At 40.8% G+C, this 20,635-nt stretch carries 21 protein-coding genes and 2 pseudogenes; 16 read left to right on the top strand and 7 right to left on the bottom strand.

The features are described from left to right. Window positions 1-124: 124 nt before the first annotated feature. From cysB to Q7U33_RS04910, 5 genes are all read left to right on the top strand, one after another. Window positions 125-1,051 (top strand): HTH-type transcriptional regulator CysB, encoded by a 927-nt coding sequence (gene cysB, locus Q7U33_RS04930; protein ID WP_304858485.1) that lies wholly within the window; start codon window positions 125-127, stop codon window positions 1,049-1,051. A 20-nt stretch (window positions 1,052-1,071) separates the two neighbouring features. Then, window positions 1,072-1,647 carry a DUF302 domain-containing protein gene (locus Q7U33_RS04925; RefSeq protein WP_304858484.1) on the top strand — a complete coding sequence of 192 codons (576 nt, stop codon included), beginning with the start codon at window positions 1,072-1,074 and terminating at the stop codon, window positions 1,645-1,647. Between the two features lie 63 nt (window positions 1,648-1,710). After that, entirely contained in the window at window positions 1,711-3,165 is a 1,455-nt protein-coding gene (locus tag Q7U33_RS04920) for a helicase HerA-like domain-containing protein (RefSeq protein ID WP_304858483.1), read from the top strand. Next, window positions 3,166-3,738 (top strand): YigZ family protein, encoded by a 573-nt coding sequence (locus Q7U33_RS04915; protein WP_304858482.1) that lies wholly within the window; start codon window positions 3,166-3,168, stop codon window positions 3,736-3,738. It abuts the gene before it with no gap. A 56-nt stretch (window positions 3,739-3,794) separates the two neighbouring features. After that, window positions 3,795-4,829, top strand: coding sequence for an AI-2E family transporter (locus Q7U33_RS04910; protein WP_304858481.1), 1,035 nt, complete (start codon window positions 3,795-3,797; stop codon window positions 4,827-4,829). Window positions 4,830-4,926: 97 nt separating this feature from the next. On the opposite strand, the gene ppk2 is transcribed toward Q7U33_RS04910, so the two are convergent. The 4 genes from ppk2 to Q7U33_RS04890 form a co-directional block, all read right to left on the bottom strand. Continuing rightward, window positions 4,927-6,102 (bottom strand): polyphosphate kinase 2, encoded by a 1,176-nt coding sequence (ppk2, locus tag Q7U33_RS04905; protein WP_304858480.1) that lies wholly within the window; start codon window positions 6,100-6,102, stop codon window positions 4,927-4,929. A 188-nt stretch (window positions 6,103-6,290) separates the two neighbouring features. Beyond that, window positions 6,291-7,250, bottom strand: coding sequence for a M48 family metallopeptidase (locus tag Q7U33_RS04900; RefSeq protein WP_304858479.1), 960 nt, complete (start codon window positions 7,248-7,250; stop codon window positions 6,291-6,293). Continuing rightward, window positions 7,247-7,765: an SH3 domain-containing protein gene (locus tag Q7U33_RS04895; RefSeq protein WP_304858477.1), complete on the bottom strand. Its 519-nt coding sequence runs from the start codon at window positions 7,763-7,765 to the stop codon at window positions 7,247-7,249. The genes Q7U33_RS04900 and Q7U33_RS04895 overlap by 4 nt, the downstream gene beginning before the upstream one ends. Then, complete coding sequence (locus tag Q7U33_RS04890; RefSeq protein ID WP_304858476.1) at window positions 7,762-9,477, bottom strand: CHASE2 domain-containing protein; 1,716 nt, start codon at window positions 9,475-9,477, stop codon at window positions 7,762-7,764. Before Q7U33_RS04890 ends, Q7U33_RS04895 begins: the two co-directional genes overlap by 4 nt. 192 nt (window positions 9,478-9,669) lie before the next feature. Between Q7U33_RS04890 and Q7U33_RS04885 the strand changes: the two genes are divergently transcribed. From Q7U33_RS04885 to Q7U33_RS04835, 11 genes are all read left to right on the top strand, one after another. Next, on the top strand, window positions 9,670-10,989 hold the full coding sequence (locus Q7U33_RS04885; protein ID WP_304858475.1) for a DNA recombination protein RmuC: 1,320 nt from the start codon (window positions 9,670-9,672) through the stop codon (window positions 10,987-10,989). Window positions 10,990-10,993: 4 nt separating this feature from the next. Next, window positions 10,994-11,251: a molybdopterin converting factor subunit 1 gene (gene moaD, locus Q7U33_RS04880; RefSeq protein ID WP_304858473.1), complete on the top strand. Its 258-nt coding sequence runs from the start codon at window positions 10,994-10,996 to the stop codon at window positions 11,249-11,251. Between the two features lie 115 nt (window positions 11,252-11,366). Next, window positions 11,367-11,825, top strand: coding sequence for a molybdopterin synthase catalytic subunit MoaE (gene moaE / locus Q7U33_RS04875; RefSeq protein WP_304858472.1), 459 nt, complete (start codon window positions 11,367-11,369; stop codon window positions 11,823-11,825). A 1-nt stretch (window position 11,826) separates the two neighbouring features. Beyond that, entirely contained in the window at window positions 11,827-13,935 is a 2,109-nt protein-coding gene (locus Q7U33_RS04870; RefSeq protein ID WP_304858471.1) for a Lon protease family protein, read from the top strand. Between the two features lie 30 nt (window positions 13,936-13,965). After that, window positions 13,966-14,364 carry an RNA-binding S4 domain-containing protein gene (locus Q7U33_RS04865; RefSeq protein WP_304858468.1) on the top strand — a complete coding sequence of 133 codons (399 nt, stop codon included), beginning with the start codon at window positions 13,966-13,968 and terminating at the stop codon, window positions 14,362-14,364. 139 nt (window positions 14,365-14,503) lie between these two features. Beyond that, the gene (locus Q7U33_RS04860; protein WP_304858467.1) at window positions 14,504-15,553 is read left to right on the top strand and encodes a hypothetical protein; all 1,050 of its coding nucleotides are present in this window, start codon (window positions 14,504-14,506) and stop codon (window positions 15,551-15,553) included. Next, window positions 15,546-15,791 carry a phosphopantetheine-binding protein gene (locus Q7U33_RS04855; RefSeq protein WP_304858465.1) on the top strand — a complete coding sequence of 82 codons (246 nt, stop codon included), beginning with the start codon at window positions 15,546-15,548 and terminating at the stop codon, window positions 15,789-15,791. The genes Q7U33_RS04860 and Q7U33_RS04855 overlap by 8 nt, the downstream gene beginning before the upstream one ends. Window positions 15,792-16,033: 242 nt before the next feature. After that, a complete protein-coding gene (locus tag Q7U33_RS04850) occupies window positions 16,034-16,588 on the top strand; it encodes a hypothetical protein (protein WP_304858463.1) in 555 nt (184 codons plus the stop codon). Window positions 16,589-16,661: 73 nt separating this feature from the next. Beyond that, window positions 16,662-17,270: an adenylyl-sulfate kinase gene (cysC, locus tag Q7U33_RS04845; protein ID WP_370651985.1), complete on the top strand. Its 609-nt coding sequence runs from the start codon at window positions 16,662-16,664 to the stop codon at window positions 17,268-17,270. Between the two features lie 97 nt (window positions 17,271-17,367). After that, window positions 17,368-18,534, top strand: a complete 1,167-nt coding sequence (locus tag Q7U33_RS04840; protein ID WP_304858462.1) for a nucleotide sugar dehydrogenase — start codon at window positions 17,368-17,370, stop codon at window positions 18,532-18,534. A gap of 134 nt (window positions 18,535-18,668) precedes the next feature. Continuing rightward, entirely contained in the window at window positions 18,669-19,694 is a 1,026-nt protein-coding gene (locus Q7U33_RS04835) for an NAD-dependent epimerase (protein WP_304858461.1), read from the top strand. Window positions 19,695-19,700: 6 nt separating this feature from the next. Here Q7U33_RS04835 and Q7U33_RS04830 read toward each other — a convergent pair whose 3' ends face one another. The 3 genes and pseudogenes from Q7U33_RS04830 to Q7U33_RS04825 all read right to left on the bottom strand — a co-directional run. Continuing rightward, complete coding sequence (locus Q7U33_RS04830; protein ID WP_304858460.1) at window positions 19,701-20,117, bottom strand: hypothetical protein; 417 nt, start codon at window positions 20,115-20,117, stop codon at window positions 19,701-19,703. An 84-nt stretch (window positions 20,118-20,201) separates the two neighbouring features. Next, a pseudogene (locus Q7U33_RS12060) lies at window positions 20,202-20,462 on the bottom strand (glycosyltransferase); the annotation flags it as partial. Window positions 20,463-20,507: 45 nt separating this feature from the next. Continuing rightward, window positions 20,508-20,635 (bottom strand): annotated as a pseudogene (locus Q7U33_RS04825) (IS1595 family transposase); the annotation flags it as partial.

Genomic DNA, 20,635 nt, shown 5'->3' with positions numbered 1-20,635 from the left:
TAAGAATATGTTATTCTATGGATATATTATTTAGTTATATAGCGTGATGGTTTGGGGTCGAAGTTACGGGCTTTAAACTCAATATTTATTTTAAAGATGAGCTAAAAAAAAGAAATTAATCCAAATGAAATTACATCAGTTACGGTATTTGCATGAAGTAGTGAAGCAAGGGTTAAATATTACCAGTGCAGCCGATGCTTTATACACATCACAACCTGGTGTTAGCAAGCAAATCCAATTAATTGAAGAAGAGCTTGGACTGCAAATATTTAAACGTAATGGTAAGCGTTTAACGGGCTTAACTGAGCCAGGCCAGCAAATTATTGCCTTAGCTGATAAAGTGATGCGTGATATTGAAAATATTAAGCGTGTAGGGGAAGAGTTTAGTGATGTTGAGACTGGCACATTAACGATTGCCACAACGCATACTCAAGCACGCTATAAGCTACCCGCTGCGGTTAAAGCCTTTATGACTAACTATCCTCGAGTTAAGCTTAATATTCATCAGGGTAATCCAAGTCAGGTTGCCGAGCAGGTTGAAAATGGGGAGGCTGATATTGGGATTGCGACTGAGTCTATCAGCGATAGAGAAAGTTTGCTGTGCTTGCCTTGTTATCACTGGAATCGATGTGTGGTCGTGCCACACGGACACCCTTTGCTCACAGATGGACCTTTAACATTAGAGAAACTAGCGAGCTACCCACTCATTACTTATGACTTTGCGTTTACTGGTGGCACTTTAGTGTCAAAAACGTTTTCTGATGCAGGATTAACCCCTAATGTAGTGCTGACTGCGATTGATGCTGATGTAATTAAGACCTATGTGACGTTGGGCTTGGGGGTAGGTTTGCTGGCAAATATGGCTTATGATCCTGAGCGTGACACGCATTTAGCAAAAATAGATGTTGATCATTTGTTTGCTGATAGCACGACATACTTAGGTGTGCGTAAAGATGCGTTTTTACGTGCGTACATGTATGGTTTTATTGAGCTGATTGCGCCGCATTTTAATCGTGCGGAGGTAAATCAGGCGCTTAAGATCGCTGACTAAATTTAGAACGGGTGAACGCTATGCGTACGGTGAAATTTAGATTTGACCTTATTTTTTTATCGGTCATCGTATTCTTCATGGCTTCGTGTAGTGTTAGTAAGCCGAATTTAGCTTCTAAAGACATTGTGCTGATTGGTCAAGTTAGGCCTGGCATGCCTGCTATTGATCCTGCTACTGCCATTTACGAGTTGCCAGTAAATGCAGGGGTAAGTTACCAAGATGTTGTAGAAAGCTTGAAAAGTATTTCAGAGGGGATGAACTTTGTTAACCCCGCTAACTTTCCTATAGGTGAGCATATGAAGTTGCGTGGGGAAGATCCGCAAGGGATTAAAGAAGTGCGCTCATTTTGTAATTTGAGCATGGGGACGGAAATCATTGTAGATCATCCTGAGTTTTTGGTATTTGCACCTTGTAGAATTGCGATTTACGAAAAGCTAGATGAACATAAAAAACGCCAGCTTTATATCGCGATGGATAGGCCGACTTTTGATTTACAAAGCATCAAATCGCCAACTGAACGTGCAAAGAAATCTGCACAAGAGTTAGAAACCAAGCTTCTTGAAATCATGGATAGAGCGCGTAAGGGTGACTTCTAATGACTTGCTGTATTGGCTATCACTATTTATTAACGTTTATGACTAAAATTAGGTAATCACTTCATGGCTAACCCCATTTTAATCGCAAAAAATAATGAAATATCAAGTGTTATCTTGCCTAGAATGGCAAACCGTCATGGCCTAATTGCTGGCGCAACGGGTACAGGTAAAACTGTCACATTGCAGACGCTGGCAGAGGGCTTCTCAAAAATTGGTGTGCCCGTATTTATGGCTGACGTTAAAGGCGACTTGTCTGGTATGTCTCAGCAAGGCGGTGGTAATGCGCGAGTTGAAGCTAGAGTTCAGCAGTTGGCAATTTCTGACTTTAGTTATGCGAAATGCCCAGTTACATTTTGGGATATGTTTGGAGAAAAAGGCCATCCTGTTCGCACGACAATTGCCGAAATGGGGCCATTGTTACTCGCACGTTTATTGAATTTAAATGATGTGCAGGCTGGTGTACTTAACGCAATTTTTAAAATTGCCGATGATAAAGGCTGGTTACTGTTGGATTTGAAGGATCTGCGCGCAATGATGCAGCATGCTTCTGAGAACTCATCAGCGTATCAAGCTCAATATGGCAATATTTCTGCGGCAAGTGTAGGCGCGGTGCAGCGTGCGTTATTGCAACTTGAAACGCAAGGAGCCGATAAACTATTTGGTGAGCCAGCACTTAACTTAGATGATTTGATGCAAACGGATGAGCAAGGTCGTGGGATCGTTAATATCTTAATGAGTGACAAGTTATTTAATTCGCCGCGCATTTACGCCACGCTGCTATTGTGGCTGTTGTCCGAACTGTTTGAAAAGCTACCTGAAGCAGGGGATTTAGATAAACCTAAATTAGTGTTCTTTTTTGATGAAGCACATTTGTTATTTAATGATGCGCCATCCGTATTGCTAGAAAAAGTTGAGCAAGTAGTTCGTCTGATTCGCTCTAAAGGGGTTGGTGTGTATTTTGTGAGCCAAAATCCGCTAGATATCCCTGATGCCGTTTTAGGGCAATTAGGGAACCGTGTTCAGCATGCATTACGTGCTTTTACACCACGAGACCAAAAAGCCGTGAAATCTGCCGCAACGACATTTAGGTCTAACCCAAAGTTAGATGTGGCTAGTGTGATTACAGAGCTTGGAGTAGGCGAGGCGCTGGTTTCATTCTTGGATGAAAAAGGGATTCCGACACCTGTTGAACGCACATTTGTTTGTCCGCCAGGTAGCCGTATTGGCCCAGCAACTGATGCTGAACGTATTGAGTCTATCAGGACTTCAGTGTTGAATAACGTATACGAGAAACAAGTGGATCGTGAGTCTGCTTATGAGATTTTAAAGGCCCATGTTGATGCAACTGCAGCTGCAGATGCAGAACTCGCTGCATCCTCAAGTAAAAAACAACCTGTAAGCCGTTCTGATGGCATATTAGAGGCCGCTGCAAAAAGTGCTGCGCGAGCGATTGGCTCGCAATTAGGTAGACAAATTATCCGTGGCATATTGGGTAGTATTTTAGGTGGGCGTAAGTAATTGCAAATTATTGTACAAGCAGGGTTTGCTGAGCAAACCATTACCAAATCACGTTTTATTGCAATGGCTGTGTCATGTGCTTCAGAGCGAGAAGTCGGACAAGCCTTACGTGCTTTAGCTGCCAAGCACCAAAATGCACATCATCTTGCTTATGCTTTCAGGCTAAAAACAGAAGAGGGTATTGTTCAGCGTTTTTCAGATGCAGGCGAGCCTTCAGGCACAGCAGGTATGCCTGTGTTGAAACTATTGGAAGGTCGCAATCTGATTAATGTATGTGTTGGTGTAATTAGATATTATGGTGGCATTAATCTAGGTACAGGCGGTTTGGCACGTGCTTATGGTGGTACGGCTAAACTTGCGCTGGATTCAGCAGACGTGGCAGATTATGTGGAAATGAAAACTATTAATCTCACTATTGCTTATAATCAAATGGATTTTGTGACAAGGGCATTATCAAAGTGTAATGGTGCGATTGTTGATAAAGTATTTAATGAGCATGTAGATTTGATTGTTTCGTTACCAGCAAATGATGTAGGTGATTTCATCAGTAGATTTTCACTTAAAAGCTATTAAACAGCATATTTTTGTTGATACTTAGTATCAAAATATAATCAATTCTTAAGGTAAATATGGTCAAATCAGCGCAAGTGCAAGCAGCAACTAGTTATGAAATATCAGCATGGGTGTTGACTGGATTTGCCTTGTTCTGTGTGCTGAAATTTAGCCTGTTGCCAGCATTGATGGCAGGTCTACTGGTGTATCAGTTGGTACACATGATTACGCCCTATATTTCACGTAAATTTCCTAGTAAGCGGCCAAGTAATTATTCTAAACTTTGGGCAGTAGGTATTTTAGTATTTATTATTGTGAGCTTACTTTCACTGGCAGGTGCAGGTTTAATAGCGTTTTTGAGATCTGATGCGGGCAGTTTGACTGTGTTGTTGGCTAAAATGGCACAAATACTAGAAGATTCACGAAAAATACTACCTGCTTGGCTATTAACGCATTTACCTGCTGATGCCATTACTTTTAAAGAGATGTTAACTACATGGCTACGTAGCCATGCCGATGAGTTGCAAGTGGTAGGTAAAGAAGCGGGGCGTGTCACTGCACATATTCTAATTGGTATGATTGTGGGTGGTATGTTGGCGCTACGTGAGGCTGTATCGGTTGAGCACTTTAAGCCATTTTCTGGAGCATTGTATGCCCGTTGTGCTTTGCTGAGTGATGCTTTTAAACGTGTGGTATTTGCTCAGATACGGATATCAGCGATTAATACGTTTTTTACGGCCATTTATTTAGCAGTGGTACTACCTTTAATGGGCGTACATTTGCCCTTGGTTAAAACGATGATTGCCATTACTTTTGTGGTTGGCTTAATTCCAGTGATTGGTAATTTAATTTCAAATGCTGTCATTGTAGTGGTGAGTTTGAGTCAGTCCCTTGCTGTCGCACTTGGCTCTTTGTTCTATTTAGTGATTATTCATAAGTTTGAATACTTCTTAAATGCACGTATTGTTGGGAATCAGATTCGTGCCAATGCATGGGAGTTATTGATTGCAATGTTGTGTATGGAGGCTGCTTTTGGCTTAATAGGAATTGTAGCCGCACCTATTTATTATGCGTATATTAAGGCTGAGCTTCGTGCACGCGATCTGATTTAAATTAACTCCTTTGATTATCTTGATTACCAGTGTTGACAGCGCTACTAAGCGTTAATGTTGTATTAACACTTAGTAGCGCTTCCTAAATTATAAAACATTAGAGAATAATATGATTGTGCTCGCCACGCTCATAAACAATGTGAGCTCTACCTACTAGTAATGGGTCTAATGATCCAATTGCGTCAATATCTTTATTTGTGTAGGGCAGTTTGTGTAATACATAGCGCATCGCATTAAGGCGTGCCCGTTTTTTACAATCAGACTTAATCACGGTCCAAGGTGAATCAGCGGTATCTGTATGAAAGAACATCGCTTCTTTTGCTTTAGTGTAGTCGTCCCATTTGTCGAGTGAGGCTAAGTCGATGGGGCTGAGCTTCCACTGTTTGAGTGGATGCATTTCTCGCTCTTTAAAACGTCTGCGTTGCTCTGAACGGCTGACAGAGAACCAAAATTTAATCACATGAATACCACACCGCGTGAGGTTACGTTCAAAGTCTGGCGCTTGACGCATAAACTCGAGATACTCATCATTGTTACAAAAGCCCATGACACGTTCTACACCAGCACGGTTATACCAAGAGCGGTCAAATAATACAATTTCACCAGCGGTTGGCAGTTCAGAAACGTAGCGCTGAAAGTACCATTGACCTCGTTCGACTTCGCTAGGCTTTTCAAGCGCAACTACGCGCGCACCACGAGGGTTTAGATGTTCCATAAATCGCCTGATTGTGCCACCTTTGCCTGCCGCATCACGTCCCTCAAATAAAATCACAACACGCTGACCTGTTTCTTTGACCCAAGCCTGTAGCTTTAGTAATTCTACTTGTAGGTGGTATTTTTGTTTTTCGTAAGATTTTCGTGAGAGCAGGTTTTGGTATGGGTACCCACCATCTCGCCAGTCTTTAGCTAATGCTTGATCATTACGTAACCTTGATTTGATCGTATTGGCGTCTTTAATCACACTTAGCGCTTTACTTAGCGCGGCCGCATCGTCGGGTGATGCGCCTTCTAAAATGGTATGCAATGCGTCGGGGAGCGTTGATAAATCATTGCTAGAAATGCGTTGAATAATATCCTGCACTGCCTCGAATTTACCCTCTTGAGCCGCAACTATGTTTTCATTGACGGCGAAGTTTTCAATACTGTCGACATTATTATCTGGCGCAGTGTCACCTGATGACACTTTACTCTTCTTTGAGAAGCCACTAGCTGGCTTTGTGGTCGCTTCTTTTAAAGCGTTACTTGGGTTACTCTCTTTTTGCTTCGTTGCCATAAAATAATCCTCAACCATATTAAGGATATTCTTATCCCTATATATTCATATGTCAAACGGCTAAACCAATAAAAGTGCTTTGTTTGAGCATAATCAAACAAAGCACTTTTATCTTTACTTAAACCCCATCTAATAATCAATACTCTTGATCATTAGGTGGAGACGTGGCTATATTCACCATAGTCTATTTATTTAAGTAGATAGAATCGTTTTTCCAGTGTTTTTCCGTTGTTAATTTTGTCGAGTTGTCCACCAACTGATTCACTTAAAGCAGTGAGCCTTTCATCTGGGTGTGGATGGGTTTTAAATAACAAAGCAACGCTTGAGTCACCATTGCTTGATTGCCCCAACGTTTGCAATACATCAGTCAAGCCATACGGTTCGTAACCTGCGCGTGTTGCGTAACTTAAACCCAATCGATCAGCTTCGTATTCGGCCGTTTTGTCTAAGCTTCTAGCACTGATTTCTGCGCCACTGCCAATCGCTTTGCTAATGACGGCATTATCTTTTGCATATTTGTCACTTAAAAATCCAGCGCCAATATTCAAAAGCTGTTGTTTTTGTAATACTTTGAGCTGGTGTTTTTTGACTACATGGGCAATTTCGTGTCCTAATACACCAGCAAGTTGTGCTTCATTTTGCAGTTTTCGATACAGGCCTTTGGTGAGCATAATGTAGCCACCAGGTGCTGCGAACGCATTTAAATCGTCACTCTCAATCACACCAAAGCGCCAAGGTAACTCTGGACGTTCAGATTGTGATGCAACCCAGCGACCTACCGAGTTTACATATTTTTGTAGTGCTGCATCTTTTACTAGTGGCGCTGCACCTAGTAAATTACCTGCAATTTCGCGTCCAAGGCTGATTTCTTCTGCGGTGCTGGGATTTTTCCAGTTGAACGCTGCTTCTGAGCTGGTTGTTGTATGATTAGGTTTAGCACTTTCAGTGTTGCTATTAGCCTCAGTGGGGCTTGCTTGGCTTTCTGATTTTTGGCCAATTTCTTTTTCTACAGCATCTTTGAGCGCACCTTTTAAATCAAATGCCGCGCTTTGTAGGCTAGCAAGGCCTAATAAGCCTGCGACTAAGAATGAAATGAGGCGGTGTTGGTGTGTTGTAGTGATGTTTTTGATTGTTTGGTTCGGGCTCATTGAGCACCACCTTTCACTTCTTTTAAGTTCTTAAAAGCTATACTGTTTAAATTACCCGCCTTGGCGAAGGCGCGGCCTTTTTCTGCACTTAATGTGTAGCTTTCTAATGTTTTAATTTCTTCTTCATTAAATTTAGCTGCTTTTAATTCTTGTTCACTCAGGCCTCGTACGCCTGTTGTTGATACTACCTGTCCTGTACCTGCGCGACCGCTAGCCACAGCTAGTACGCCAGCAGTTTGGTTGCTACTTGTTGCCGCACCACGTTTCACTGAAAGTAAGCGCACCCAGCCTGAGCTTTTTTTTGCTTTGACTTGTAGCCAGGCGCCTTGTTTTTTAATGATGTCTAAACTTTCGCCACGTACAAAGCTACCAGTGATTTTTGCATCGGCATATGGCTCCGTGCGCAAACTATCATTTTTAAGCGCACTGCCTTTTTCAGCGGCAGTGCTCATGCCTACGTAAAGTAAAGGGATTAAGCTGGTCGTGATTAACGCGTGTTTTAGGTAATGTTTCATTGGTTTTCACCTTCTAATATATCTAATTTGATAATGGCTTGAGCAAACAAACCTCGCCATTGGTTTGCCATCGGTTTTGCTGTGTTGAGTGTGCCAGCATGCAGTATATAACGCACAGTTGTATTACTAGGTATACCTGTATTCTGTACGAGTTGATTGAGTTGCTCCCCAAGCTTTTTGGCGTTTTGTTCAGCTTTAGTCGCAGCAACCTCATCATCATGACGATAAGCCCAGTTGACGATAATCATGTCGCTAAATAGACCCCATATTCCACTTTGTGTACCTTTTAAAATTTCTACAGTACCTTGTTGGTGTGCAGTACCTTGTTGATGCAGTTCATGCTCAATTTTATGTTGTAGTTTTTTGAGTATGCTATCACTTAGTGGTTCTTGTGTTTCAAACACAATTGGCATGAGCAGAATCGCCGCACCTTTTTTGCCTGATTCAACGTCATTTGCTAATAGCCGTTGCATAGCGCGGTCGTTCGCTAGTGCATATATTTTTGCCACACTAAAATACATAATTGCCCAAGCAATCGGGCCAGTTAAATCTAAGTAAGTGTTTGTAAAGTTAATCGCAAGGTAAGAAAGCGTAATCAGTATAATTTGGCTACTACCGAAAATGGTTGTTACTTTGTCTCGGTCTACATTGCGGAAAAACGCCAGTGCAGTTAGCCAAACCAATGTCAGACTCATGAGTATATAAGGTGTTTTCCCGCGCCAAACTTTTAAATAATCATTGTGTTTAACGTTATCAATCGCAGTTGCCAGTATTTCTACCCCAGGGTGGGCTTTTGCCATGGCTGTTGCTTTAAGGTCAAACAACGAAGGTGCTGTAGAGCCGATAATCACAATTTTGTCTTTAAACTCATTAGGTGGGCGTTTTTTCACTTTGCTCGCCATATCTGCGTAAACATCACTGAAGGTTGCAAACTGGTAGGTAAAGGGTTTGCCACGCCAATTAATGAGCATGTTTTGTGGAAGACTGTCTGAGCTATTCTCTACAAAATTCCCGACAGCTAAAGGTAAGGATGGCAGGACCCAACCATTTTCATCATGCCAGAGCCTGTATTCACGCACAATGCCGTCTTTATCTGGGTATATGTTGTGGGTGCCTAAGTGATTTGAGTTTAGCGCGGCTTCAAAATGCGGTAGAACGATTGCAATGGGTTTAGTGGCAGTGTCTAAGTCTGCGATTAGCCCAGTGCGTTTAATACCTGGAATCATGTCAGGTGTGACCTGGCTTAAGTGGTCATTCGCTTCAGAAAGCCTTAGCATCGGGAAAAAGGTATTTTGAGTACTGGCAATCACTTCGTCAAAATATGCATCACTATCAGGGTTATAAACATCTGCGTCACTAAACAGTATGTCAAACACCACGGCTTTGGGCTGTTGCGCTTCAATGTTTTCTAAAAACTCGCCTAATACTTGCCTTGGCCAGGGCCAGCGACCATATTCAGCGGACATGGCGCTTAATGATGCTTCATTGATATCAACAATTATTATGTCAGCATCTGGCTTTGGCGCCATAATGCGGTTCTTTACCATCATATCAAACGCGCGGTCTCGCATGTTTTCACCTACGTGAAACACGCTCGCGTCTAATAAAACCAACACAGTGAGCAATGCACTTAAATACAAGTAAAAGCTGTTGTGTAGTCTGCGGATTATGTAAGTTAGCCACTGGTTTAATAGTAGTTTGAGTTTAAGCACGATAAGCCTAATAAGATTAATAATAGGTTTAAGTTTGGCATAATCTGAAGTATTTTAAAAATGGTCTTTTGAAAACTTTTGCTAATTTTGACTTTAAGTATCAATCTCTAATGCTTACTAAGTTACGCACGCAAACTATTTTATAAGTGATTTTATAAGGCGCCTAAACAAGCATCGGGTATAATTTAGCCTATGGTACAAATCATTATATTAATTATTTCATTGGCTATTCTTTTGTTGCTTTTATTGCAGATGTGGCGAGAAAGTAAAATTGATCGCAATATCTTGATACTGCAACAGCTAGAAGAAAAGCATAGAGCGATGTTGCTTGATTTTAACGATGGCTTAAATAAACTTGGTGACAGGTTAAGCAGTGCGACCAATGAAACCAGTGAGCGTCTGCGCAATAGTGTGGCCACTGAGTTACAGGCAACGCGTGATGCGATGCAGACGCTACAATTAGCGCAAAACAACAGTCTTTCTCAAACACGTGAAACCGTGTTGGAAAAGCTACACACGACTTTGGCAGAGCAGGGTAAGGCTGAGCAGGAGTTAATCCAGTCAACTATGCGCAACGCGACTTTTCAGCTTACTGCAAGTATTGAAGGCTTAACAAAATCTGTAGATGGTCGATTAGAGCAAATTGGTGGCAAAGTATCTGAGCGCTTAGATGAGGGCTTCAAAAAAACCAATCAAACCTTTATGGATGTCATGGCGCGCCTTGCAACCATTGATGAAGCGCAAAAGAAAATTGATGGCTTAACCACTAATGTAGTGAGTTTGCAGGAGTTGTTAGGAGATAAACGCTCACGAGGTGCCTTTGGTGAAGTGCAGCTAGAAGCCTTAGTGCGTAACGTATTGCCAGTGAATTCTTTTGCAATGCAGCATACTTTTGAAAATGGTACGCGTGCTGATTGTGCGTTGTTTTTACCTGAGCCTACTGGCGTGGTGGCGGTAGATAGTAAATTTCCGCTGGAAAACTATCACCGCATGTTAGATAACAAACTAAGTGATGCAGAAAAACTTATTGCTGAAAAGCAATTTAAATCCGATGTTAAAAAGCATGTAGATGACATTGCAACTAAATACATTATTTCTAATGTGACTTCAGATGGTGCAGTAATGTTTATTCCTGCGGAGGCTGTATTTGCCGAGCTGCACGCCTATCATGCCGATGTCATTGAATATGCCATGAATAAACGCGTGTGGGTGGTTTCGCCTACCACCTTAATGGCAGTGCTTAATACTGCCCGTGCCGTGTTAAAAGACGTTGAAACGCGTAAACAGGTACATGTCATTAAAGAGGAGTTGGGTAAACTCAGCAAAGATTTTGGGCGTTTTGATCTGCGCATGAAAAAGCTTGCTGATAACATCAGGCAAGCACATGAAAATGCGCAGGATGTGCATATCTCTAGCCAGAAGATTTCACAAAGATTTGCACAAATCGAACGTGTAGAGTTAACTAAAAACATACCCGATTTATTAGATATTATTGATGATAAAACAGATTAACTAAATGAAAATTAAACTATTTTACTTTGCAAGACTTAAAGAAACACTGAAGTACTCTACAGAAGATTTAGAGCTACCAGATGAATCATTCACCATTCTGAAATTAAAAGCGTTACTCGCTAAACGTGGTGATGTTTGGGGGCAAATGTTGATGGGTAAGCTTAAAGTCCGTGCAGCCATTAATCATGAGCTTGTAGATGATAAAGCGCTGATTAACGATGGTGATGAGGTGGCGTTTTTCCCACCAGTCACTGGCGGTTAACTGTCTTATAGTAGGAGCGGTCATTGACCGCGAACTTGGCTAATAAAACCCCTTCGCGGTCAATGACCGCTCCTACAAATGTAGGGTTTATATGATTTGTTTTAGAGATGCTTAGATGACAGTAAGGGTGCAAACAGAAGATTTTGATGTCGGTCTAGAAATCAATCAGCTACGTCAATCACGTAAAGATATTGGCGCGGTTGTCAGCTTTGTAGGGTTGGTGCGCGATTTGAACGAGGGCGATGAAGTATCACAGCTCACCCTTGAGCATTATCCAGGCATGACGGAGAAATCTTTAAGTTCGATTATTGATCAAGCAAAAGCACGATGGAATATTTTCGATGCCTTAGTCGTGCATCGTGTTGGCACATTGCAACCTAGCGATCAAATAGTGCTGGTGGTAGTGAGCAGTGCGCATCGCGGAGATGCGTTTTCAGCTTGTGAATTTATGATGGATTATCTCAAAACAGAAGCACCATTCTGGAAAAAAGAAGCTAATTCAAAAGGTGAACATTGGATAGAGGCAAAATCAGCAGATGATATGGCTCGTGACCGTTGGAATATAGAAAAATAATATGCAAAAAACATTAATACCTCAACAGCTAACTCTCAATGTGGCATTGGAGCAATTCAACTTTGCTGACACATCAGAACTGCTTGTTGAAAAACACGATAACGCCCAATATCAAGCATGGGTAGCCCAAGCAGAGGCTAAAAAGGCGGCTGAGTTTGGGTTAAGCATTCAGCAATCTGGCTTTAATTTGCTTGCTTTGGGTGAACCTGGGTCTGGTCGAACTACCCTGATGACCAGCGTGATGCATGATGCTGCAAAAAAGTGGTCAGCAGCAAGTGATTTAGTCGCACTATACCAGTTTGACGGCAACGGAAAGCCCCTGTTTATCAAGTTGCCAGCGGGGGCAGGTGTACAGTTAAAACAAGCGTTGGATAGTTTTGTACGCGTTTTTGCCAAAGACCTTGCAAGCTTATTAGAAGCCAAAGTGCAGCAAAACTCGATTGCACCCTTGCAGATTTTCTTAGAAGGGCAGTTGAGCACAGTTAAAGCCAGCCTTACTTTGATCGATGCAGACAAAATGCCAACGCATTATTTTAATGCGCTACAAAAAGATATATTAGAGACACTCGAAAATATACAGCCCACGACAAGTGCTGATGGTGAAAGTAACCTTGAAGCACTCATCTCTGAAAGCTTCTTCGGCCGCTATCGTGCCAACGTGTTGGTAGAACACCATGCAACACAACATGCACCAGTGCTTTATGATAATGACCCCAGTTTACAGTCTTTATTTGGCGGTATAGAAGGCGCAAGTGAAGCTAGTAATATCCCTGATTTTATGCGTTTACGAGCAGGCAATCTAATGCGCGCTGATGGCGGTACGTTATTACTACATTTGCGTGACATTCTTGCTGATGAACAAAATGGCACACATATCCTTGAAAAATTGCACCGATTCTTACGAAATGGCACCTTGCAAATTGAAGACTTAAGCAGTAGTGGTAATCAAGGTAGTAGCCTGATTAGTGCACAAGCGGCAATACCAGTTTCAGTCAAAATTGTATTGATAGCCACCCGTGAAGATTACTATGAGCTATTAAGTGTAAAGCCAGACTTTTTTGATTTCTTCCCCATCAAAATAGAGTTTGCTGACCAAGTAAAAGCCAGCCCTGAGAACTATGCGGCTTATGCATCATTTATTGCCCATAAGTGCCGCCAACATAACTGCTGTCACGTCACCGCAGAAGCGGTCGCTGTTTTATTACAAGCAATGCATCGCTTAATTGAAGATCAAACAAGGCTCAGTACCAAGTTTGCAGTGCTTGAAAAACTGCTTTTAGAAAGTGCAGCAGCAGCTAACCTGCGTGGTGCAGAATTGGTAGAAGTAGAAGACGTAAAATCAGCCATACAGCGCAAATATGCACGCCACAGTTACATTGAGGCACATATGCGAGACTCTATTGTAGATAAAGAGCTCATTATTAGTGTGCATGGCGAATGTATCGGCCAAATTAACGGCCTAACACATATCGATTTATCTGAAGCAAGCTTTGGCTCACCTGTGCGCATTTCTGCCAATTGCTATCCTGGTAGCCGCGGTGTGCTGACCATTGACCGTGAAGTGAGTATGAGTGGCCCTACACATGATAAAGGCGTCATGATTTTACAAAGCTGGCTACATGCTAACTTTGCACTGTTGAATCCACTTAACCTCACAGCCTCTCTTGTATTCGAGCAAGAGTACAGCGGTGTGGATGGTGATTCAGCCTCATGTGCAGAGCTATTTGCATTACTTTCATCGCTCACACAAGTGCCAATTAAACAAGGTATCGCCGTCACTGGCGCACTTAATCAGCATGGCGAAGTGCTGCCAGTCGGAGGCCTTAATGAAAAAATTGAAGGCTATTTCAGAGTGTGTAAAGAAATTGGCTTAGATGGTAAGCAAGGTGTGCTGATGCCAGAGCGCAATATGCGCCATCTCATGCTCAGTGACGAAGTGATTCAAGCGGTTGAAAATGGTCAATTTCACATCGCCACCATGAATAATGTCGCCGATGGTATTTTGTATCTAACAGGTCGTAGCTTGCAGGAAGTAAATGATCTTGCAGAAGTTGTGCTTCATGATTTCAAGAAAATACTAGAAACCAACCTACCTAAAAGATCTGCTTAAAATCACATAACTAACGTTTAATCATTACCAATGGCAAATGAAACTGATAGCAAATGCAGGCTAGATAAATGGCTCTGGGCTGCCCGTTTTTTTAAAACACGTAGCCTAGCTACCACTGCCATTGATACTGGCAAAGTCCATGTGGATGGCGACCGTGTAAAACCTGCAAAAGAAGTGCATATCGGCCAAGTGATTCATATCCGTAACCGAGATTTTGAAATTGAAGTCAATGTTCTAGCATTATCTAATATACGCAAAGGCGCACCAGAAGCTGCACTACTGTATTCCGAAACTACAGAAAGTATTGCCAAGCGTGAAAATGCAAAACTTACTGGCGAGCATGATTTTGCGCAACGAGATCGAGGGACGGGGCGCCCGACTAAACGGCAGCTTAGGGATATTAAGAAGTTTACTGGCGGGGCTTATTAATGCTTTATATGGTTTTATTAAATTTTCTTTTAATGATATTTAATAAAGAAATAAGATGCAACTTTATCATCAATATGATTGATACTAGCCTGTACAATAAGCAATAATTCACTAAATCAGGTTTAAGGTCTTTGAAAATATGCAAAAAGAATATTCTGATTACACCATACATCGAAGACAAGATAAGTTAAGTATTTATCAACAAAAAGAAAAGCTTTGGTGGTCAAATGAGTTAAATCGTTGGATTTGTACTGACGCTGCACTTATTAAAGCAATCTTGGCTAACCGACAGTTCGAAGTGCCGACGTACTCAGTAGAAAAAATTATTGAAAGAATACCAGTAGATCTTGAGCATAATATTACGCTGGTAAAATATTTTCCTGTAGCGCTAGAGGGTGAGGCTCATAAGGCGATACGTAAACGCCATGCTCGCCAATTAATGCTAAATGGAGATGCTGCGCTAGAAAGTTTTAATCTAAACTTTACAATAAAACTTCAAGCACTTCAGGATGAAGCAGGCATTGTTTTTAATCTACATGACGATTTATTGATGCCTAGTATTCAGCATTTTTTTGCAATATTACTAGATATTGAATTCTCTAAACTATCCTTTTCGGATTCTATTTCTCAGATTTTAGATGAAACATTACCGCTCACTAAACGCATCAAAATTAATCACATTATTGCTGAGTTAATTAACTCGTTACCCGATGATTTAAGTTTAGATGAAAAGTATTTTCGAGTCTCAATGTTGGCATTAGGTGTTGATTCGCTTTTAGGAACACTTACCGAATCAATAGTGAATGTGTTGCTCACCCATCCAGGGCAGGCTCTGAGTAATATGTCTTGGCCAAGTGATATCTCTGTAACTGGTGTACCCGTAATTGAAAGGATACTCACGCAACCTCTAAACCTTGAGGGGCAGGCTTTTCAAGCAGGCCAAAGGTTCAGATTGTATCTAGACGCTACAGGTTATGCTGATAGCGATGAGCCCTCATACTCTCAGCTGTATTTCGGTGCTGGACGCCATGTGTGTTTGGGTATGCCAATAGGCAAAAAAATATGGAGTTTAATCGCTGCTGCGTTTGCAAATACACACAGTACAATTCAACTTCATGACGTAAGCCGTAGAGAGTTCGACAACGTATTCAACATATACAACACAATTAAGGTGAGCTTTCATGACTGAAGCACAATTAGAGCAAGATATACTCAAAGTTTTTAAAGAGTTTTCAACTAAGCATAAAGATATGGTGTTAAGTTTAGAAACGAGAATTGACGACCTTGCGTTAGACAGTCTTGATACATTAGATCTACTGATGCAAATAGATAATTATTTCAAAATCAGTCTACCTGTTGAGAGATTTGCACTGTGTAAAAACTTACAAGATGTAAAACGATTAATTCAATCTATCGCTAATATTTGAATTTGATGATTAGTTATTTTTTAAAGAAACGTAGAAACACAGCAAAAAAAATCATAGATTGCGTGGTAGCAGTCTTAGTTTTGTATTTTTTAAAGCTAAAAAAATTAGCTAAAAAAGATGTATTTCACCGTACATTTGAAAAGTTAGATAGTAGCAAGCTATTAAACAAGGTTGTGAAATATTGTGAACACAGGCACCAGCTGAGCTATCGTGAATACTTTCTGTTAGTGTTAGTGAAGCGCATGGCAAAAGTTGGGCATCCCTATGTTCCAGAGATTCTTCACAATCATCATCCAGATTTAATAGATGCAATAAAAAATAATGCTACTTTTATCGTGGTTACAGTGCATAACGGCTTCGCTTTTACCACTAAATTTATGAGCAGTCATCAGCGTCAAGTAACTACGATAGTCGCTGATCAGGACTACGTGAAAAACAAGGTATTTAAAAGAACAGGCATTAACGCAGAGATTACCCTGATAGATAGAGACCAGTATTGTTTACTCAAGTTAGTTAAAGCGCTCAATCAAAATAAAATAGTCTGTTGTGATATTGATTTTCCAAAAAATAAAAGTGATAAGTTTACATTTATTAGCCCAACGCTTTTTGTGTTAGCCAGTCAACAACAAATCCCCATGTACTTTGCCAGATATGAAATTTCTGGGCTGGGGGCATTGAGCGTGGTTTTTACTGGGCCTAATAAAATCTGCTCGCCAGAAAAAAGTGCAAACGCGTTCATAAACTTTATTAACGAAAATAGACTGCAAAAAAGAGAGCTACTTTTAGCGAAGTTTTAGCTCAGAGTAGAGCTAGGTAAGCAACAATTGGCTTATAATTATCTTTATAAAATAAATCATAAAAGATATATTCATGAGCACTAATCTTGTTTGGCATCCTCAAAAAATTAATAAGCACGACAGGGCAGCATTAAACCATCAAAAGCCCTTCGTTATTTGGCTGACTGGCCTGTCTGGCTCAGGCAAGTCTACCATAGCCAATGCATTGGACGCCTATATGTACAAACATGGTTTTCACAGTTATTTGCTGGATGGTGACAACGTCAGGCATGGTCTGAATAAAGATCTGGGGTTTGATCAGCTATCACGTGTTGAAAATATTAGGCGTATTGGTGAGGTGTCTAAACTGATGGTAGATGCAGGGTTGATTGTCATTACCGCTTTTATTTCTCCCTATTTGTCTGATCGCAACATGGTCCGCTCTATGTTTGATGATACGGAGTTTATTGAGGTATTTGTTGATACACCTCTAGCGGTGTGTGAGACGCGTGACCCCAAAGGTTTTTATAAAAAAGCACGGCAAGGCATCATTAAAGAGTTTACTGGTATAGACTCACCCTATGAGATACCTAATCAAGCTGAGATTACATTACATACAGACAAGCAAACGATTGATGCCGAGTTAAGCCAAATTTTGACTTATCTTGCTGAGCGTCAGTTGGTCAATTTGCAGACTGTTTGAGAGCACTTAAAATTTACTAAAGAAAAGACTGGCTTACAAAAAAGCATTTGTTGAGTATGCTTTGTGTCTGCGAGTTAAAAAAAGTGCAGGGAAATCAATGAAAATTACAATAGTAGGTAGCGGTTACGTTGGGTTATCCAATGCTGTTTTATTAGCGCAGCATAATGAAGTTGTGGCGCTGGATATCAACCCCGAAAAGGTTGATATGCTCAATCAGCGTCACTCGCCCATTGAAGATACAGATATTGAGCTTTATCTAAAAAACAAAACGTTACGGCTCAGAGCTACGCTTGACTCACAAGACGCTTATCTCGATGCAGATTATGTGGTGATTGCCACGCCAACTGACTACGATACACAAACCAACTTTTTTGACACAAGTTCAATTGAGTTGGTAATCAGCGATGTAATTAACATCAACCCAAATGCGGTCATTATTATCAAATCAACGGTGCCAGTTGGATATACCGATAAGCTTAAAAAACGCTTTAATTTTGATGGCATTATATTCTCGCCAGAATTCCTGCGTGAAGGCAAGGCCTTACACGATAACCTTTATCCGTCACGCATTATTGTTGGCGAGCGGTCGGAAAGGGCTACGATTTTTGTAAAGCTCCTGCAGCAAGCTGCTATCAAGCAAGATATCCCAGTGCTTTATACAGATAGCTCGGAGGCTGAAGCGATTAAGCTGTTTGCGAATACTTATCTGGCAATGAGGGTGGCCTATTTTAATGAGCTGGATACCTATGCGCTTTCACATGGTTTGGACACACGACAAATCATTGACGGCGTATGTCTAGACCCTAGGGTTGGCAGTCACTATAACAACCCGTCATTCGGGTATGGTGGGTACTGCCTGCCTAAAGACACCAAGCAACTACTGGCAAATTACAAAGATGTACCCCAGAAACTGATCGAGGCTATCGTCACGGCCAATAGTACCAGAAAAGACTTTATTGCCCAAAGCGTACTGAGCCGCAATCCTAAAACTGTAGGTATTTACCGTTTAGTGATGAAAGCAGGGTCTGATAATTTTAGATCCTCTTCTATTCAAGGTATTATGAAACGCATCAAGGCAAAAGGAATAAAAGTTGTTGTATATGAGCCTGTGCTAACAGAGCCCGAGTTTTTTCAATCAAGCGTTATTAATGATTTGGTCCAGTTTAAAAAGATGTCTGACGTGATTATTGCTAACAGAGTGACAGATGACATCAAGGATGTAGAAAGCAAAGTGTATAGCAGGGATCTGTTTGGGCAAGACTGATGAATGCTTAGCATCAAAAATGCTTATTTTTTCTGCTTTAAACATATCGGCTTTCTTTGGACAAAGCACTTGGGTTGCGCAATTATGTGCAGCCCAATCATGTTAAGTATGGATAAGGTTGTTAAACTGGGTGTATGAAAAAAATATTAATTACAGGTTCAGCAGGCTTTATAGGCTTTCATTTGGCGAAAGCTCTGTTGCAATTGGGGCATCAAGTCATAGGTGTGGATAACTTGAATGATTATTATGATCCAAAGCTAAAGTATGACCGTTTGAAAGAACTGGATAAGTTTGCAAAAGCGTTGGAATGTGCTGATCGCTACACTTTCGTGAAGCTGGATTTGTCAAATAAGGTGGCTGTTGAGAGCATATTTGAAAACTATACGTTTGATGTGGTGATACATTTAGCTGCCCAAGCAGGGGTGAGATATTCTATCGATAACCCTCATGCTTACATCAATAGTAATGTTTTAGGTTTTCTCAATGTGATTGAAGGCTGCCGCCATTCAAAGGTTAGCCATTTCTTATATGCATCTTCCAGCTCAGTCTATGGTAATAATAGTAAGCAGCCATTCAGTGAGAGCGACAATGTTGATCATCCGGTCAGTTTATATGCGGCCACAAAAAAATCCAATGAATTGATAGCGCATACATATAGTCATCTATTCAATTTACCCACGTCAGGATTACGTTTCTTTACTGTATATGGGCCATGGGGGCGACCAGATATGGCTTACTATAAATTTACAAAATCAATTTTAGAAAATAAAGCTATCGATATCTATAACCATGGTAATTTAGAACGTGACTTTACTTATATTGACGATATTATAAATGGGATAATAAGTATAGTTCATCAATCCATTGAGTCTGCCAATGAAAACTTTCATATCCATAAGGAGCCGGGTGTGACAGCACCTTATAGAATATATAACTTGGGATGTGGTAACCCCGTTTCCTTAAATCGTTTTATTGAAGCGATTGAGGTTGCATGTGGGATGCAGGCAATTAAAAACATATTACCAATGCAACCAGGGGATGTAGCGTCTACTTACGCAGATATTTCAAAGTTAAAAGAAATTGGATTCACACCACAGGTTCAGATTGAGTACGGTATTTCTCAATTTGTTGACTGGTATAAAAGTTACGTTTTGGCTTAAGTTATCCTAGTAGCCATCTGTAGTTCGATATAGCTCTATGTGTTTTTTCAAGTTGAATAAAGCGCAAGTGAGACCTATAGCTTTTGCATAGTGTCTAAGCCCGTGATAGAGGGATTTTTTGAATGGATAATATCCAGCTATTAGCCACAACGGAGAGGTGAGTGTTCTAATTGAACCATGTATCAATCTTTTTAAAACCTCTTGCAATACAGATATATAAACTTTTTTGCTTGGGTAAAGTTTTCGGCTAGTATAAACTCTGTTCGCGCTACTTTGCATTTGTCTTCTCAATCGCCAGATTAAAGTGACTCTATGAGGTGATACATGCTCTTTTACTCGAGCATTTGATACTGCCGTAATCTTGCCGCCTTGGTGGATATAGCGAGCAAAGAAATCAGCATCACTTCCACCTGTAAGTGCCATAGTACAATCGAAGCTTAATTGGTTATCCGAAGTAAGTAGTTTTGTCGAGAACATGACGTTGCTTGTTGCTGCTGATTTAATAAACTGACCATCTTTATGTAGAGGAAATCCTTTATTTTTCAGCCATTTATCATTATTGTCGGGGAATATGTATTCTACTGGCCCAGTTAGTACGTTTGATTTGCAATTAATTAATGCATTTGCATAAGCACTTAGCCAGCCAGGTAGCGCTTCTTCGTCGTCATCAATAAAGATAATCCATTCCGCATTTAGTATTAAACTTTTTTTACATGCGGCATTTCTGGCAAAAGGTATGCCGCATTCTTGAACATGAATTAGATGAATAGGTAAGCATGTTTGTTTTTGTATTTCATTAAGGGTCTTAGGAAGCTAAAGCGGTTTATTTCGTAAAAGTTTAAGTATCTCAAGGTAAATGTTATCACGTCGATGATTAAATCTATATTCAGTCTCTTTCAGGTGCAGATAGAACGTATGCTTAGGGATACCGTTAAACTTTG

Origin of the sequence: Methylotenera sp. (assembly GCF_030653755.1) — a bacterium.
Taxonomy (GTDB): Bacteria; Pseudomonadota; Gammaproteobacteria; order Burkholderiales; family Methylophilaceae; genus Methylotenera.
This window is presented reverse-complemented; position numbering and strand designations above follow the sequence as displayed.

Bases quoted from the DNA above. Each gene is read 5' to 3' on its own strand.
- Q7U33_RS04850 (WP_304858463.1), top strand. From the start codon at position 16,034: ATGGCAAAAGTTGGGCATCCCTATGTTCCAGAGATTCTTCACAATCAT.
- Q7U33_RS04835 (WP_304858461.1), top strand. From the start codon at position 18,669: ATGAAAAAAATATTAATTACAGGTTCAGCAGGCTTTATAGGCTTTCAT.
- Q7U33_RS04895 (WP_304858477.1), bottom strand. From the start codon at position 7,765: ATGAAACATTACCTAAAACACGCGTTAATCACGACCAGCTTAATCCCT.
- ppk2 (WP_304858480.1), bottom strand. From the start codon at position 6,102: ATGGCAACGAAGCAAAAAGAGAGTAACCCAAGTAACGCTTTAAAAGAA.
- Q7U33_RS04920 (WP_304858483.1), top strand. From the start codon at position 1,711: ATGGCTAACCCCATTTTAATCGCAAAAAATAATGAAATATCAAGTGTT.
- Q7U33_RS04885 (WP_304858475.1), top strand. From the start codon at position 9,670: ATGGTACAAATCATTATATTAATTATTTCATTGGCTATTCTTTTGTTG.
- cysB (WP_304858485.1), top strand. From the start codon at position 125: ATGAAATTACATCAGTTACGGTATTTGCATGAAGTAGTGAAGCAAGGG.
- Q7U33_RS04855 (WP_304858465.1), top strand. From the start codon at position 15,546: ATGACTGAAGCACAATTAGAGCAAGATATACTCAAAGTTTTTAAAGAG.
- Q7U33_RS04865 (WP_304858468.1), top strand. From the start codon at position 13,966: ATGGCAAATGAAACTGATAGCAAATGCAGGCTAGATAAATGGCTCTGG.
- Q7U33_RS04910 (WP_304858481.1), top strand. From the start codon at position 3,795: ATGGTCAAATCAGCGCAAGTGCAAGCAGCAACTAGTTATGAAATATCA.
- cysC (WP_370651985.1), top strand. From the start codon at position 16,662: ATGAGCACTAATCTTGTTTGGCATCCTCAAAAAATTAATAAGCACGAC.
- Q7U33_RS04860 (WP_304858467.1), top strand. From the start codon at position 14,504: ATGCAAAAAGAATATTCTGATTACACCATACATCGAAGACAAGATAAG.
- Q7U33_RS04900 (WP_304858479.1), bottom strand. From the start codon at position 7,250: ATGAGCCCGAACCAAACAATCAAAAACATCACTACAACACACCAACAC.
- moaD (WP_304858473.1), top strand. From the start codon at position 10,994: ATGAAAATTAAACTATTTTACTTTGCAAGACTTAAAGAAACACTGAAG.
- Q7U33_RS04870 (WP_304858471.1), top strand. From the start codon at position 11,827: ATGCAAAAAACATTAATACCTCAACAGCTAACTCTCAATGTGGCATTG.
- moaE (WP_304858472.1), top strand. From the start codon at position 11,367: ATGACAGTAAGGGTGCAAACAGAAGATTTTGATGTCGGTCTAGAAATC.
- Q7U33_RS04830 (WP_304858460.1), bottom strand. From the start codon at position 20,117: ATGGCACTTACAGGTGGAAGTGATGCTGATTTCTTTGCTCGCTATATC.
- Q7U33_RS04840 (WP_304858462.1), top strand. From the start codon at position 17,368: ATGAAAATTACAATAGTAGGTAGCGGTTACGTTGGGTTATCCAATGCT.
- Q7U33_RS04925 (WP_304858484.1), top strand. From the start codon at position 1,072: ATGCGTACGGTGAAATTTAGATTTGACCTTATTTTTTTATCGGTCATC.